This is a genomic window from Dactylosporangium aurantiacum, from assembly GCF_000716715.1.
Lineage (GTDB): Bacteria > Actinomycetota > Actinomycetes > Mycobacteriales > Micromonosporaceae > Dactylosporangium > Dactylosporangium aurantiacum.
Map to the genome: position 1 here is coordinate 119660 of NZ_JNYJ01000009.1, position 15220 is coordinate 134879.

12 protein-coding genes are annotated in these 15220 nt (G+C 71.1%); 8 read left to right on the forward strand and 4 right to left on the reverse strand.

Annotated elements, in window-relative coordinates:
* Nucleotides 1-6: 6 nt before the first annotated feature.
* The 8 genes from OP18_RS52385 (at nucleotide 7) to OP18_RS12950 (ending at nucleotide 10476) form a co-directional block, all read left to right on the forward strand.
* Nucleotides 7-1656, forward strand: a complete 1650-nt coding sequence (locus OP18_RS52385; protein WP_052386636.1) for a serine/threonine-protein kinase — start codon at nucleotides 7-9, stop codon at nucleotides 1654-1656.
* A 235-nt stretch (nucleotides 1657-1891) separates the two neighbouring features.
* A complete protein-coding gene (locus tag OP18_RS12920; protein ID WP_033359074.1) occupies nucleotides 1892-2893 on the forward strand; it encodes a LacI family DNA-binding transcriptional regulator in 1002 nt (333 codons plus the stop codon).
* Nucleotides 2894-3019: 126 nt separating this feature from the next.
* Nucleotides 3020-4693: an ABC transporter substrate-binding protein gene (locus OP18_RS12925; protein WP_033359075.1), complete on the forward strand. Its 1674-nt coding sequence runs from the start codon at nucleotides 3020-3022 to the stop codon at nucleotides 4691-4693.
* A 93-nt stretch (nucleotides 4694-4786) separates the two neighbouring features.
* A complete protein-coding gene (locus OP18_RS12930) occupies nucleotides 4787-5920 on the forward strand; it encodes an ABC transporter ATP-binding protein (protein WP_052386637.1) in 1134 nt (377 codons plus the stop codon).
* Nucleotides 5917-6897, forward strand: coding sequence for an ABC transporter permease (locus tag OP18_RS12935; RefSeq protein WP_033359076.1), 981 nt, complete (start codon nucleotides 5917-5919; stop codon nucleotides 6895-6897). The genes OP18_RS12930 and OP18_RS12935 overlap by 4 nt, the downstream gene beginning before the upstream one ends.
* Nucleotide 6898: 1 nt before the next feature.
* The gene (locus OP18_RS12940; RefSeq protein WP_156089483.1) at nucleotides 6899-8026 is read left to right on the forward strand and encodes an ABC transporter permease; all 1128 of its coding nucleotides are present in this window, start codon (nucleotides 6899-6901) and stop codon (nucleotides 8024-8026) included.
* Nucleotides 8023-9036, forward strand: coding sequence for an ABC transporter ATP-binding protein (locus tag OP18_RS12945; protein WP_081970699.1), 1014 nt, complete (start codon nucleotides 8023-8025; stop codon nucleotides 9034-9036). The genes OP18_RS12940 and OP18_RS12945 overlap by 4 nt, the downstream gene beginning before the upstream one ends.
* Before the next feature lie 45 nt (nucleotides 9037-9081).
* Complete coding sequence (locus OP18_RS12950; RefSeq protein ID WP_033359077.1) at nucleotides 9082-10476, forward strand: GH1 family beta-glucosidase; 1395 nt, start codon at nucleotides 9082-9084, stop codon at nucleotides 10474-10476.
* 4 nt (nucleotides 10477-10480) lie between these two features.
* Here the strand turns inward: OP18_RS12950 and dinB are convergent, their stop codons facing one another.
* From dinB to OP18_RS12965, 4 genes are all read right to left on the reverse strand, one after another.
* Entirely contained in the window at nucleotides 10481-11671 is a 1191-nt protein-coding gene (dinB, locus tag OP18_RS12955) for a DNA polymerase IV (RefSeq protein ID WP_081970718.1), read from the reverse strand.
* Nucleotides 11672-11696: 25 nt separating this feature from the next.
* Entirely contained in the window at nucleotides 11697-11870 is a 174-nt protein-coding gene (locus OP18_RS57090) for a hypothetical protein (protein ID WP_156089484.1), read from the reverse strand.
* A gap of 179 nt (nucleotides 11871-12049) precedes the next feature.
* A complete protein-coding gene (locus OP18_RS12960) occupies nucleotides 12050-13480 on the reverse strand; it encodes an ATP-binding protein (RefSeq protein ID WP_033359079.1) in 1431 nt (476 codons plus the stop codon).
* On the reverse strand, nucleotides 13477-15129 hold the full coding sequence (locus OP18_RS12965; RefSeq protein ID WP_033359080.1) for an NAD(P)/FAD-dependent oxidoreductase: 1653 nt from the start codon (nucleotides 15127-15129) through the stop codon (nucleotides 13477-13479). Before OP18_RS12965 ends, OP18_RS12960 begins: the two co-directional genes overlap by 4 nt.
* Nucleotides 15130-15220 lie beyond the last annotated feature (91 nt).

Sequence of the window (15220 nt, forward strand, 5' to 3'; positions counted from 1 at the left end):
GGTCCCATGGGGGACGCGCCCGCGCCGTTGCGTGCCGGGGACCCGACCGCGGTCGGGTCCTACCGGCTGCTCGGCGTGCTCGGCGTCGGCGGCATGGGCACCGTCTACCTCGCCGCCGGGCCTGACGAGCGCCGGGTCGCGCTGAAGGTCATCAATCCGGTGTGGCACGGCGACCCGCAGTTCCGGCAGCGGTTCGCGGCCGAGGCCGCCGCCGCGTCGCGGGTCGCCGGCTTCTGCACCGCGCGGGTGCTCGACGTGGCCCTGGACGGGCCGGTGCCGCACCTGGTGACCGAGTACGTCCCGGGGCCGTCCCTGCACGACTACGCGACCGTCAACGGCCCGCTCGGCGGGCAGGTCGAGGCGGTCGCCGTGGGCGTCGCCGCGGCGCTGACCGCGATCCACGCCGTCGGGCTCGTGCACGCCGACCTGAGCCCGCGCAACGTGCTGCTGTCGCCGTTCGGCCCGAAGGTCATCGACTTCGGCGTGGCCCGCCCGTCGCGCCACAGCGGCCCGGTCGGGCAGCTGTTCGGCACGCCCGGCTGGCTCGCGCCCGAGCAGGAGCGGGGCGCCCCGCCGAGCCAGGCGTCCGACGTGTACGCGTGGGGCGTCCTCGTCGCGTGGGCGGGCACGGGCGTCATGCCGGCCGGTGCGGTGCCGGCGGGGCTGGCGCCGGGGCTCGCCGAGATCGTCGGCCGGGCGCTGCGGCACGACCCGGCCGCCCGCCCGTCGGCCCGCCAGATCCTCCTGGCGCTCGTCGGCGACGACGACCCCGCCGCGGTGCACGTCACCTCCCCCCGCGCCGATCCGGGCCGCCACGGCGGTCCTGGGGGCCCTGCCGGCGCCACCGCGACGGTGCGGGGCGCGGCGCCGCCCAGGCCGGCGGGTCGCCGGCCGGGCCGGTTCGCGCCCGGCGCGGCGCCCGTCGTGCCGGTGTCGCCGACCGCGGTGCACGGCGCGCACCCGGCCGGGGTGCCGGTGTCGCCGGTGCCGGTGAGCCCGACGATGCTCGACCCGGCCGCCGGGACGGGGTTCGCGGCCGGTCACGGCGGCGCGGGAGGGCCGCGGCTGCCGCTGCCGCCGGTGCCCCCGCCGCCGCGCGGGCGCCCGCGCCGCGTCGGGCAGGCGGTGAGCGCCGTGGTCGCGGTGCTCATCGTGCTCGGCTGCCTGTGGGGCGTGTTCAACCTCGCCGGCTCCGCCGGCTCCGGCGACCCGCAGGCCGGGCCGAGCAGCGCGGCGCCGGCGAGCAAGGCGCCGTCGCGCCGGCCGAGCCCGGTGGCGACCGACGGCGGGGTCCGCTTCACCGTCGTCGGCTTCGAGTGCGGCGCCGCCCAGGTCGGGCAGTGGCCGGTGGTCAAGCAGGCGCAGGGCCAGTTCTGCCTGGTGGAGCTGAAGGTGGAGAACCTCGGCACCGGCGGCACCCGCATCTGGCAGGGCTCGCAGCGGCTGCGGGACACCGAGGGCAACGAGCACAAGCCCGACGAGTGGTCGTGGCTCTACAACGAGGCGACCCGGCCGCTCTACGGCGAGATCAAAGCGGGCAAACCGGTCGTCGGCACGCTCGTCTTCGACGTGCCGAAGGGTCTCAGCTTCGACGTGCTGGTCGTCAAGCAGCAGCCGCTGAGCTCCGGCACGGTCATCCGCCTGCCCGGCCGGTAGAGCGCTTTCGCGACAGCCCCGCGACGCCGGGGCGAGCGCCCGCGCGCCGGCGTGCTGCCGAGCAAACACCACGGCCGGAGCGCTTGGCAAGCTTTTCCCGGACGTTAACTTTCGTTACCACCGTGTTATTGACACCACAGTCCGCGATCAGATTTAGTGTGCCGGAACCGGTTGCGGAACCGGTTCCAGAAAACGCTCTCTTGCCAGAAAGCGCTCTCACAGAGAGGATCGCGGCGTGCCGATCACCATCGCCGATGTCGCGTCCCGTGCCGGGGTCAGCAAGACCACCGTCTCGCGGGTGCTCAACGGCAAAGGAGAGGTCGACGAGTCGACCGCGGCACGGGTGCGGAGGGTCATCGACGAGCTGGGCTACACGCCCAGCGCGCGGGCGGTCAACCTCGCCCGTGGGCACACCAGGGTCATCGGGATGTTGGTGCCGTCGCTGATCTGGCCGTGGATGGGCGAGATCGTGCAGGGAGCGGTGGATGTCGTCGAGGCGGAGGGTTACGGGTTGCTGCTGTTCACGTGCAACCGTGGCGCCGAGTCCATGCGGCAGTTCTCCGCGCAGGTCTCCGGCAAGGCCTTCGACGGCCTGCTGGCGATCGAGCCGGAGGGCACCCTGGACTACCTCGCCGACCTGTACGCCGGCGGCCTGCCGGTGGTGCTCATCGACGACCGCGGGGACAAACCGCTCATGCCGTCGGTGGGGACCACCAACCGGGCCGGCGGGGCGCTCGCCGCCCGGCACCTGCTCGAGATCGGCCGGCGGCGCCCGCTCGTCATCACCGGATCCGAGAAGTTCGGCTGCACCCAGGACCGGCTCGGCGGCTTCGTGGACGTGTTCGCGGCCGCCGGACACCCGGTCGACCCGCGGTTCGTGATGGAGGGCGATTTCACGTACGACTGCGGCGCCCAGGCGATCCGGCAGGCGCTGGGTCTGGGCCTCGAGTTCGACGCCGTCTTCGCCCACAACGACCTGTCCGCCGCCGGTGCCCTCCAGGCGCTGCGCCAGGCGGGCCGCACGGTGCCGGGAGATGTCGCCCTCGTGGGCTTCGACGACATCGTCCACGCCGCGCACACCGAGCCCCCGCTCACGACCATCCGGCAGCCGATGCGGCAGATGGGCGAGACGGCGGCCCGGAGGCTCATCGCACACTTCGACGGCACGCCGTTGACGAGTGAGCCCAACATCCTGTCCACCACGCTCGTCGTGCGGTCCTCGACCGTGCCGGCGTAGCCCGAGCGCACCACCCAGCACCACCGACACCGCACCAAAGGGCGGGACCTGCCGCAAGAAGGCCCCGTCGTCATACCCCGAATGACCGCCCCACCTGTCGATCCAGGTACGTAAGGAGACACCCCCGTGCATACCAGACGCTCCGTTGTGCTCGGCCTCGCCGGGTTGCTCGCGACCGGCGCGCTCGCCGCTTGCGGCGAGTCGAAGAACGAGCAGAACGCCAAGCAGGGTGTGACGGTTCTCAACGTCGGCATGCCGAACGGCCCGCAGACCGAGAACCAGAACCCGTTCCTGAGCACGTCCGCGTCCTCGAAGTCGGGCTACAAGTGGGCCCTCTACGAGCCGCTGATGATGTGGAACCCGGTCAAGCCGGCCGACCCGATGAAGCCGTGGCTCGCCACGAAGGCGGAGTGGTCGAAGGACTACAAGTCGGTCAAGGTCACCGTCCGTGACAACGCGGAGTGGGGCGACGGCCAGAAGGTCACCGCCGAGGACGTCGCGTTCACCTACAAGCTGGTCCGCGACAACGACGCCCTCAACACCGGTGGTCTCACCATCGTCGACGCCACCGTCAGCGGCTCGGACGTGACCATCACGTTCAAGAACCCGCAGTTCGTCAGCCAGCACAAGGCCATCGCCCAGGTGCCGATCGTCCCGAAGCACATCTGGGAGAAGGTGTCGGACCCGAAGGCGGAGCTGGCCAAGGACCCGATCGGCTCGGGCCCGTACAAGCTGAAGTCCTTCACCCCGCAGACCGCCACCCTGGTGGCCAAGGACAAGGGCTACTGGCAGGCGCTGCCGGCCGTCAAGGAGCTGCGCTACACCTCCTACACCGACAACAACGCGCAGACCACCGCGCTGGCCAACGGTGAGTCGGAGTGGAGCTTCGTCTTCATCCCCAACGTGAAGACCGTCTTCCTCGACAAGGACGCCGCGCACCACAAGATCTGGGCCCCGCCGGTCCTGGGCATCCACGGCCTGTACATCAACACCACCAAGGCGCCGTTCGACGACAAGAACCTGCGCGTGGCCATGAGCATGGTCATCGACCGTGACGACATCTTCAACACGGCCGAGGCCGGCTACTTCCACCCGCTGGTGAAGAGCGTGACCGGTCTGCCCAGCCCCGCCGGCGACGCGTTCCTCGCGCCGGAGTTCAAGGGCAAGGACTACAAGATCGACGTCGAGGGCGCCAAGGCACTGCTGACCGCGAACGGCTACAAGTTCGAGGGCACCACCCTCAAGGACAAGACCGGCAAGGCCGTCACGCTCACGCTGACCGACCCCGCCGGCTGGTCGGACTACCAGACCTCGCTGGAGATCGTGAAGTCGAACCTCGCCAAGATCGGTATCGAGGCGACGGTCGAGAAGGCCAACCAGGACGCGTGGTTCAAGAACGTCGAGGCCGGTCAGTTCGACGCGGGCTTCCGGTGGACCAACGGCGGCAACACGCCGTACGACATCTACCAGACGATCATGGACGGCGACCTGCTCAAGCCGATCGGCACCGCGAGCCCGGCCGGTAACTTCGGCCGCTTCAACAACCCCGAGGCCACCAAGGCGCTGCGCGACTACCAGTCGGCGACCGAGGACTCGGTCCGGGTGCAGGCGATGAACACCCTGCAGAAGATCTTCGTGGAGCAGATGCCGATGATCCCCGTCGGCGCCGACAATGTCGGTGGTGCCTACTCCACCAAGAACTGGACCGGATGGCCGGACGACGCCAACCCCTACGGCGCCGCCCAGCCCACCCAGGCCAACGCGCTCGACGTGATCCTGCACCTCAAGCCGGCCTCCTGACCGGTCGCAAGTGACACCGCTCCCCGGGTGGCCCGCGCGGGCCACCCGGGGAGCGGCACCCCGTGACCACACCCCTAAGACAGGAACATCGGCATGACGTTGAGCGAAAGCGCGGCGGCGCCGGTCGGCGAGGTGGTGCTGGAGGCCGTCGGCCTGACCAAGCATTTCCCCGTCCGCAGGCGGCTGCGTGACCTCTTCTCCGGCACCAAGGCAGCGGTCCACGCGGTGGACGACGTCTCCTTCACCCTGCGACGGGGCAGGGTCACGGCACTGGTCGGCGAGTCCGGCTCCGGCAAGTCCACCGTCGCCCGGCTGCTCGCGCAGCTCTACCCGCGCACCGGCGGCGACATCCTGCTGCACGGCAAGTCGACCACCGTCAAGGGCGGCCGCGGCTTCCGCAGCTACGTCAAGCGCGTGCAGCTCATCTTCCAGGACCCCTTCGGCTCGCTCAACCCCGTGCACACCGTGCGCTACCACCTGACCCGGTCGCTGAAGATCCACGGCAACGCCGGCAGGACCGCCGCCGACCTCGAGGCGGCCCTGGCCAACCTGCTCACCCGGGTCAGCCTCACCCCGCCCGAGCGGTACGTGGACAAGTTCCCGCACGAGCTGTCCGGCGGCCAGCGCCAGCGCGTCGCGATCGCCCGCGCCCTCGGCGCCGACCCGGAGGCCCTGCTCGCCGATGAGCCGGTCTCCATGCTGGACGTGTCGATCCGGCTGGGCATCCTGAACCTGCTGCGGGACCTCAAGGAGCGGCTGAACCTCGCCATCCTGTACATCACGCACGACATCGCCTCGGCCCGCTACTTCGCCGACGAGACGATGGTGATGTACGCCGGCCGCATGGTCGAGGGCGGCGACAGCGAGACCGTCACCCAGAACCCCGCGCACCCCTACACGCGGCTGCTGATCGAGTCCGCACCCGACCCGGACCGCATCGAGGGCATCGCCGACCCGACGGTCATGGACCGCGGCAACGGCGAGCCGCCGAGCCTGATCCGGCCGCCGGCCGGCTGCCGGTTCAACCCGCGCTGCCCGCACGCCATGCCCCGCTGCAAGGTCGACCTGCCGCCGCGGCTGGAGATCGGTGACCGCGAGGGACACTGGGCCGCCTGCTGGCTGTACGACGCGGAGACCGTCGCCAAGGAGGGCATCGGCTCGGCCGCCGAGGGCAGCTCCGACATCCCCACGCCGCCGGCGCTGACGCTGACGGAGGAGGCACGATGAAGTTCCTGCTGCAACGCTTCGCCTTCTACCTGTTCACGCTGTGGGCGGCGATCACCCTCAACTTCTTCATCCCGCGGGTCATGCCCGGCGACCCGGTCAGCTCCCTGATCTCCAAGAACCAGGGCAAGCTGTCCAGCGACGCGATCCACTCCCTCGAGGTGCTGTTCGGCCTCGACAAGAACCAGAGCCTGTGGGACCAGTACCTCAACTACTGGAAGCAGCTGCTGCACGGCGACCTGGGCCTGTCGTTCACGTTCTTCCCCACGTCGGTGTCCGAGGTGATCGGCCAGAGCCTGCCGTGGACGGTCGGCCTGGTCGGCATCACCACCATCCTCAGCTTCCTCATCGGCACCGCCCTCGGCGTCGGCGCCGGCTGGAAGCGCGGCTCCTGGATCGACAGCCTGCTGCCGGCCACCACGTTCCTGTCGTCGGTGCCGTACTTCTGGCTCGGCCTCGTCGCCATCGCGCTGCTCGCCGGGCCGGGCAGCTGGTTCCCGTCCTCCGGCGGCTTCACCCCCGGACTGGTGCCGGCCTGGGACGCGTACTTCATCCCCAGCGCGATCAACCACAGCATCCTGCCGGCCGCCACGATCCTCATCTCCTCGATGAGCGGCTGGATCCTCGGCATGCGCAACATGATGGTCACCGTGTCGTCGGAGGACTACATCACCGTCGCGCACGCCAAGGGCCTGTCCGACCGTCGGGTCGCGTTCAGCTACGCCGCCCGCAACGCGCTGCTGCCCAACGTGTCCGGCTTCGCGCTGTCGCTGGGCTTCATCGTCGGCGGCACCCTGCTGGTGGAGATCGTGTTCTCCTACCCGGGCGTCGGCTACCAGCTCTTCCAGGGTGTGCAGGCCTACGACTACCCGCTGATGCAGGGCATCTTCCTGGTCATCACGATCTCGGTGCTGGTGGCCAACCTGCTGGCCGACGTGGCCTACCTGCTGCTCGACCCGCGCACCCGAAAGAGTGGTTGAGATGACCGTCACCCCGTCCAGCATCGAGCAGGTGATCCCGGGTCAGGGCTCGATGGCCCAGCCGAGCGTGAAGCCCGCGTCGAAGGCGAAGCGCAAGCGGCTCCGGTTCGTCTCCAACGGCAAGGCCGCGACCGGCCTCATCGTCCTGGGCATCTACGTGCTGATCGCGATCATCGGACCGTGGATCTCCCCGTACGACCCGGACCTGATCACCGCGGACAAGCTGCAGGCGCCGTCCGGGTCGCACTGGTTCGGCACCGACCACCTCGGCAAGGACATCTTCAGCCAGATCCTGGTCGGCGCCCGCGGCGTCGTGCTCGTCGGATTCATCGCCGGCATCGTCGCGACGATCCTGTCCGTCCTCATCGGCGTCACGTCCGGCTACCTGGGCGGCGCCGCCGACGAGAGCCTGTCCGCGGTGTCCAACGTCTTCCTGGTCATCCCGGCGCTGCCGCTCATCATCATCGTCACCTCGACCATCACCAACGCCGGCGACATCGTCGTGGCACTGGTCATCGGGTGCACGTCCTGGGCGTACGGCGCCCGGGTGCTGCGAGCACAGACCCTGTCGCTGCGCCGGCGCGACTACGTCGAGGCGGCCAGGGCCACCGGTGAGAAGACCTGGCGGATCGTGATCTTCGAGATCCTGCCGAACCTGACCGCGATCATCGCGTCCAGCTTCGTCGGCACCGTCATCTTCGCGGTCATGTCCGAGATCACGCTGGCCTTCATCGGCATCTCGTCGGTCTCCACCTGGAACTGGGGCACCATCCTGTTCTGGGCCCAGGGCCAGCAGGCCCTCGCGCAGGGCGCCTGGTGGTGGTTCGTGCCGGCCGGTCTGGCCATCGCGTTCCTCGGCACCGCGCTCAGCCTGATCAACTTCGGCATCGACGAGTTCGTCAGCCCCCGGCTGCGCACCGCCGGCGCCGGCTCCCGGCGCGCCCCGAACGGTGACAAGGTCACCATGCGGGTCGGGTTCACGCCCGTCATCCGCGGCCGCGCCGACACCACCCCCGAGATCGAGATCAAGCACCCGCGGGCGACCGACGACCTCGACGACGCGGTCGGCGCGACCGAGTACGCCGCGGTCGAGGGGCACGGCACCGGCACCGATGGAGCGAAGCGATGACCCAAGTCCTGACCCGGCCGCTGCTGGAGATCAAGAACCTCGACGTCGACTACGGTCTCGGCGAGGAGTCGGTCAAGGCCGTCCGCGACGTGAGCCTCACCATCCACCGCGGCGAGGTCGTCGGCCTCGCCGGGGAGAGCGGCAGCGGCAAGTCGACCCTCGCCTACGGCGTCACCCGGCTGCTCCCGCCGCCCGGTGTCGTCTCCAACGGCTCGGTCGTCTACCACCCGCCGACCGGCGACCCGTACGACGTGCTCAACCTGTCCAACCAGGAGCTGCGCAAGTACCGGTGGGCGGAGACGTCGATCGTGTTCCAGGGCGCGATGAACTCGCTCAACCCGGTGCACAAGGTCTCCGTCCAGCTCATGGACGCGATCAAGGCGCACGACCCGTCCTCCACGAAGGCCGGGCGGCTGGCCCGGGCCAAGGAGCTGCTGCGGCTCGTCGGCATCGCCGAGGACCGGCTCGACGCGTACCCGCACCAGCTCTCCGGCGGCATGCGCCAGCGCGTCATGATCGGCATGGCGCTCGCCCTGGAGCCGCAGCTGGTCATCATGGACGAGCCGACGACCGCGCTCGACGTGGTCATGCAGCGGCAGATCCTCGGCCAGCTCGTCGAGCTGCGGGAGCGGCTCGGCTTCTCCGTCCTGTTCATCACGCACGACCTGTCGCTGCTGGTCGAGTTCTCCGACCGGATCGCGATCATGTACGGCGGCCGGATCGTGGAAGAGGCACCCTCGGCGGCGATCTACCGCGACCCGAAGCACCCCTACAGCGAGGGGCTGCTGCGTTCGTTCCCGGCGCTGCGCGGCGCACGGCGGGAGCTGACCGGCATCCCCGGCTCGCCGCCGGACCTGCGCGGCATGCCGAGCGGCTGCTCGTTCCACCCGCGCTGCCCCAAGGCGTTCGAGCCGTGCCCGACCAAGCTGCCGATCCTGGGCAAGCCCGACGATCACGTCGGTGAGCCCCGTACCGTCGCCTGCTGGCTGCATCCGGTCACCGCCGGTTGAGCCAGTCACTGGCACAACGTCCCAGTAACTGAAAACAGGAGAACCATGGACACGACCGCGACACCCCTCGACGTGCAGAACCCGATCGCCACCCTCCCGCCTTCCTTCCGTTGGGGAGTGGCGACCTCGGCCTACCAGATCGAGGGCGCGGTCGACGAGGACGGGCGGACCCGGTCCATCTGGGACACGTTCTGCGAGGTGCCGGACGCCATCGACAAGGGCGACACCGGCGAGGTCGCCTGCGACCACTACCACCGCATGCCCCAGGACGTCGCGCTGATCCGCGACCTCGGCGTCGACCTGTACCGCTTCTCCGTGGCGTGGCCGCGGGTGCAGCCCCGCGGCCGCGGCCCGGTGAACCCGGCCGGGCTCGGCTTCTACGACCGGCTCACCGACGAGCTGCTGGCCAACGGCGTCGAGCCGTGGATCACCCTGTACCACTGGGACCTGCCGCAGGAGCTGGAGGACGCGGGCGGCTGGCCGGCCCGCGACACCGCCTACCGCTTCGCGGACTACAGCATGCTGGTCTTCGACGCCCTCAAGGACCGCGTCAAGACCTGGACGACGCTCAACGAGCCGTGGTGCTCGGCGATGCTCGGCTACGCCTACGGCGTGCATGCCCCCGGCCGGCGCGACTTCGCGGCCAGCATGCACGCCGTGCACCACCTCCTGCTCGGCCACGGCCTCGCCACGCAGCGCATGAAGGCGGCGGCCGCCGAGCACCACGAGTTCGGCATCACCCTCAACATGGGCGTCAGCACCCCCGAGACCGACAGCGCCGCCGACCGCGACGCGGCCCGGCGCAGCGACGCCCTCAGCACCCGCATCTACCTCGATCCGCTCGTGCACGGCCGGTACCCGGCGGACCTCGTCGCCGACCTCGCCGCGCAGGGCATCGAACTGCCCGTCCAGGACGGCGACCTCGACATCATCAAGACGCCGCTGGACGTCCTCGGCGTCAACTACTACTTCAGCGAGACCGTCTCCGGCGTCGACGAGGACGGCAACACCCACGACGCGGCCGGCCTGCCCGTCAGCCGCCCCATCCCGACCGGCCGCCCGATCACCGCGATGGGCTGGGAGATCGTCCCCGAGGGCTTCACCCAGCTGCTGGTGCGCCTCTGGGAGGACTACCGGCTGCCGATCTTCGTCACCGAGAACGGCTCCGCCTTCCACGACGAGCCCGACGAGACCGGCTTCGTCCGCGACGACGACCGCATCGCCTACTTCGACTCCCACATCGGCGCGGTCGCCCTCGCCCGCCAGCAGGGCGCGGACATCCGCGGCTACTTCGCGTGGTCGCTGATGGACAACTTCGAGTGGGCGTACGGCTACGACAAGCGCTTCGGCATCGTCTACGTCGACTACGACACCCAGGAGCGCACCCCGAAGCAGTCGGCGCTCTGGTACCGCGACACCATCCGGTCCCTGCGCGCCTGACGCTTCAGTCCGGCAGCAGGGGAGCTGTGGGCCCCTGCTGCCGGCCCAGCAGCGACGCGCGGGTCAGCGCCGCCGCGCCGAACCGGTCCCGGACCTGGTCCATCGCCGAGTCCAGCTCCCCGCCGGTGTGCGCCCGCAGCGGCAGCTCCAGCTGCACCGCCCCGTCCCCGTCGAGGTTCGCCACGGCGACGCCGACCAGGGTCAGCCCCCGGGTGGCGATCAGGCTCTCCGCTTCCCTGTGCAGCCGGTGTACCGCGGCGAGGACCGTCGCGGTGTGCCACGTCTCCTTCGCCAGGGTGTGCGAGCGGGTGACCCTGGTGAAGTCGGCGAACCGCAGCCGCAGCACCACCGTGCGGCCACCCCGCTCGGCGGCCCGCAGCCGCCGGCAGACCCGGTCGACCAGCTCGGCGAGGACCGCCTCGACGAACGCCGGCGGGTGCGGCCCCCGCCCGAGCGCCCGCTGCGCCCCCATCGACCGGCGCCGCCGCCCGGTCTGCACCGGCCGCGGGTCCCGGTTGTGCGCCAGGGCGTGCAGGTGCCGGCCCGCGCCCTCGCCGAGCATCGACACCAGGGTCGCCTCACCGAGCCGCGCGACCTGCCCGACGGTCAGGACCCGGTGCGCGTGCAGCTTCGCCGCGGTCACCGCCCCCACGCCCCACAGCCGCTCCACCGGCAGCGCATGCAGGAACGTCAGCTCCTCGGCCGGCTCCACCACCAGCAGGCCGTCGGGTTTGGCGACCCCGCTGGCCACCTTCGCCAGGAACTTCGTGCGCGCCACCCCGACCGTGATCGGCAGCCCCACCAGCCGCAGCACGTCGGCCCGCAGCCGCTCCGCGATCCGCCGCGGCGTCCCGGCTATGCGCCACAGCCCCCGCACGTCGAGGAACGCCTCGTCGATCGAGATCCCCTCGACCACCGGCGTGGTGTCGCGGAACACCTCGAACACGCGGCGGCTGGCCTCCGCGTACGCCCGCATCCGCGGCGGCACCACGACCGCCTCCGGGCACAGCCGCCGCGCCTGCCGCCCACCCATCGCGGTGCGCACCCCACGCCGCTTCGCCTCGTAGCTGCACGCGAGCACCACGCCGCCGCCGACGATCACCGGCCGTCCCCGCAGCCGCGGGTCGTCGCGCTGCTCCACCGACGCGTAGAACGCGTCGAGGTCGGCGTGCAGGATCGAAGCCCCGTCGGACACGAACACATGTTCGCATGGGCCGCCCTTACCTGGGCAAGGATCGCCGCCGTTCGACGAGGACCGCCCCGGCCGACACGGGCGGCAGCACCCGGGACCGCACCGCCCGGCGCATCCCGGCCCAGCCGAGGCCCAGCCCCACCAGGCCGCCGAGCGCGACCAGCGGCCCGACCGGCGCCGGCTCCCGCCGCCCGATCTCCACCGTGAGCCCGCCCGGCCGAGCGCGCCGAGGGTCGGCGCCCCGGCGACCCCGGCGGGCCAACGGCCGCCCCGCCGTCGCCGCGGCATGTCCGGGGTGCGGGCCGTACGGTCGCCTGATCCATGCCGTCTCCGATGATGATCGAACGACGGCGATCATCATCGCCGGACCCGGGCGCGCCGTCAGGCCGCCGGGACGGGCTCCGTGAGGGGCAGCAGGACCGTGAAGCGGGTGTCGCCGGGGACGGACGTGACCCGGATGTCGCCGTGGTGCTTCTTCACCACGATCCGGTACGAGATGTCCAGACCGAGGCCGGTGCCCTCGCCGACGGGCTTCGTGGTGAAGAACGGCTCGAAGATGCGCGGGCGCACGTCGTCGGGGATGCCGGTGCCGGTGTCGGCGAACTCGACCGCGAGGCACTCACCGTCCTGCGACGTGGTGATCGTCAGCGTCCCGGAGCCGTGCATGGCGGCGACCGCGTTGTCGATGAGGTTCGTCCACACCTGGTTGAGCTCGGCGGCGTACGCGGGGATCGGCGGCAGCTCCCGGTCGTACTTCGTGACGACCCGGACACCCTGCTTGGTGATCTTCGCGTTGAGCATGATGAGGGTGGCGTCGAGCAGCTCGTGCACGTCGACGACCTGGAACGGGCCGCGGTCCAGCTGCGAGTACTGCTTCGCCGCGCTCACCAGACCCGAGATGCGGCTGACCGCGTCGTCGATCTCGCCCATGAGCAGCTCGGTCTCGATCGTGTACACCAGCCACCGTACGGCGGGCTCCAGGTCGAGCTTGCCGACGCAGAGCTTCACATCCTCCAGCCACGGCACGTCGACGCCGCCGGCGACGAGGGTCGGGGCGAGGTCCCAGGCGCCGTTGACACCGCGCTCGTCGAGCCAGTCACCGATCGCGTCCTCGGCGTCGCTGGTGTCCAGGGGGGAGCGCTTCGGCGCGTTCGCGGCCAGCTTGACCGCCCGCTCCTGCAGCTCGACCAGGCCGTGCAGCTGCTCACCGTCGAGCCGGCCGTCGGCGATCATCGCGAGCTTGTGCCGCATGCCGGCGATGCGGTCGCGCAGCACCGCGGTGGCCCGAACCGCCGCGGCGGCCGGGTTGTTCAGCTCGTGCGTGAGCCCGGCCGACAGGGCGCCGAGCGCGAGGAGCCGCTCGCGTTCCGCGGCCGCGTTGTTGGTGTTGCGCATGCCGAAGAACAGGCCCTCGAGCAGGTGCATCGCCATCGGGAACCACTGGCGCATCGCGGCGCCCAGCTCGACGGCGGGCAGCTCGTACACCTCGACGTCGGTGATCGCGTGCATCGTGTTGTTGTAGACCTGCGGGACCCGGTCGCCGAGATACGCCTGGGTCGCGCCGCCGTAGACGCCGACCTGGTCGGTGCGGCTGAGCTCGATGTCGTCGCCGCGCACGTTGCGGCTGAGGCTCACCATGCCGGACAGCAGCACGACGAAGCACGTCGCGGTCTCGCCCTCCCGGTAGACGGGGTCGCCGGCGGTGTACGGCACGGCCACGCCACGGTCCGCCAGCCACTGCAGCTGCGTGTCGTCGAGGGCCTCGAACAGGAACAGCTTGCGCAGCTCGTCGGTCCCCAACCGCCTGCTCATTGACCCTCCACCAAATACCGGTGCACCAGCGACACCGCCATCGCGCCCTCGCCGACGGCGGAAGCGACCCTCTTCACCGAGTCTGCGCGTACATCACCCGCGGCGAACACTCCCGGGACGCTGGACTCCAGGTGATAGGGGTCACGGCCGAGCGCGACGTGCTCGGTGCTGGCCGCGATGTCCGGGCCGGTGAGCACGAAGCCCCGCTCGTCGCGCTGCACGACGCCGTCGAGCCAGTCGGTGCGCGGCTCGGCGCCGATGAAGATGAACAGCCAGGAGCTCTCGACGGTGCGTTCCTCGCCGGTGGTCATCGACCGCAGCGTGAGCCGCTCCAGGTGCTCGTCGCCGTCGGCCCCGACGACCTCCGTGCACGGGTGGACCTCGATCGTCGGCACCGCCGCGATCTGTTCGATCAGGTACCGCGACATCGACGCGTCCAGGTCGGGGGCGCGGATGACGAGGTGGACACGGCGGGCGTACCGGCTGAAGAACATCGCGGCCTGCCCGGCGGAGTTCGCCCCGCCGACGATGTAGACGTCCTGGTCCGAGCAGCTCGGCGCCTCCGTCGCGGCGGACCCGTAGTACACGCCGCGGCCGTGGAACTGCTCCAGGCCGGGGGCGTGCAGCCGCCGGTACGACACGCCGGTGGCCAGGATGACGCTGTGCGCCGCGATCGTCGTGCCGTCCTCGAAGTGCAGCACGCGGGCCGAGCCCTGCACGGCGAGCCGGGTCACCTTGCACGCGGTGAGCAGCTCGGCGCCGAACTTGACCGCCTGCCGGCGGGCCCGGTCGGTGAGCTGCGCGCCGGAGACCCCGTCGGGGAAGCCGAGGTAGTTCTCGATCCGGCTGCTCTGCCCCGCCTGCCCGCCGGTCGCCCGCTCCTCCAGCAGCACGGTGCGCAGCCCTTCGGAGGCGCCGTACACCGCCGCGCCGAGGCCCGCGGGCCCGCCGCCGACGACGACGAGGTCGTAGAAGTCCGACGCCGGGGTGGTGGTCAGCCCGACCTGCACCGCCAGCTCCGCCTCGCTCGGCGCCACCATCGTCTTGCCCTCGGGGGTCACGACCAGCGGCACGTCGGCCTCGGTGAGCCCGGCCGCCGCCAGCAGCCGCTGCCCCTCGGCGTCGTCGGTGGTGTACCAGCGGTACGACACCATGTTGCGGGCCAGGAAGTCCCGGACCTTGAACGACGGCGCCGACCACCGGTGCCCGACGACCTTCACGTCGGCGACGGGCCGGTCCGGTGCCGCCTTCCACGCCTCCAGCATGGCGTCCATCACCGGGTACAGCTTCTCCTCCGGCGGGTGCCACGGCTTGAGCAGGTAGTGGTCGAGGTCGACGATGTTGATCGCCTGGATCGCGGCGTCGGTGTCGGCGTACGCGGTCAGCAGCACCCGGCGGGCGCGCGGGAACAGGTCCATCGCGTGCTCGAGGAACTGCAGCCCGGTCATGTTCGGCATGCGGTAGTCGGCGAGCAGCACCGCGACCTGCTCACCGCGCAGCTTCAGCTCCTTGAGCGCGTCGAGGGCCTCCTGGCCGGAGTCGGCGCGGATGATGCGGTATTCCTCCGCGTACTGCTTGCGAAGGTCACGGGCGACCGCCCGGGACACCGCGGGGTCGTCGTCCACGGTCAAGATCGCTGGCTTGGCCATGGACCTAATCCAACCACGCGTTTCGGCGTTCAACGAATACTGCCCGCCGCGGGTGAGACGACCGGCGCTGCGACGCCCGCCGACCGGATAC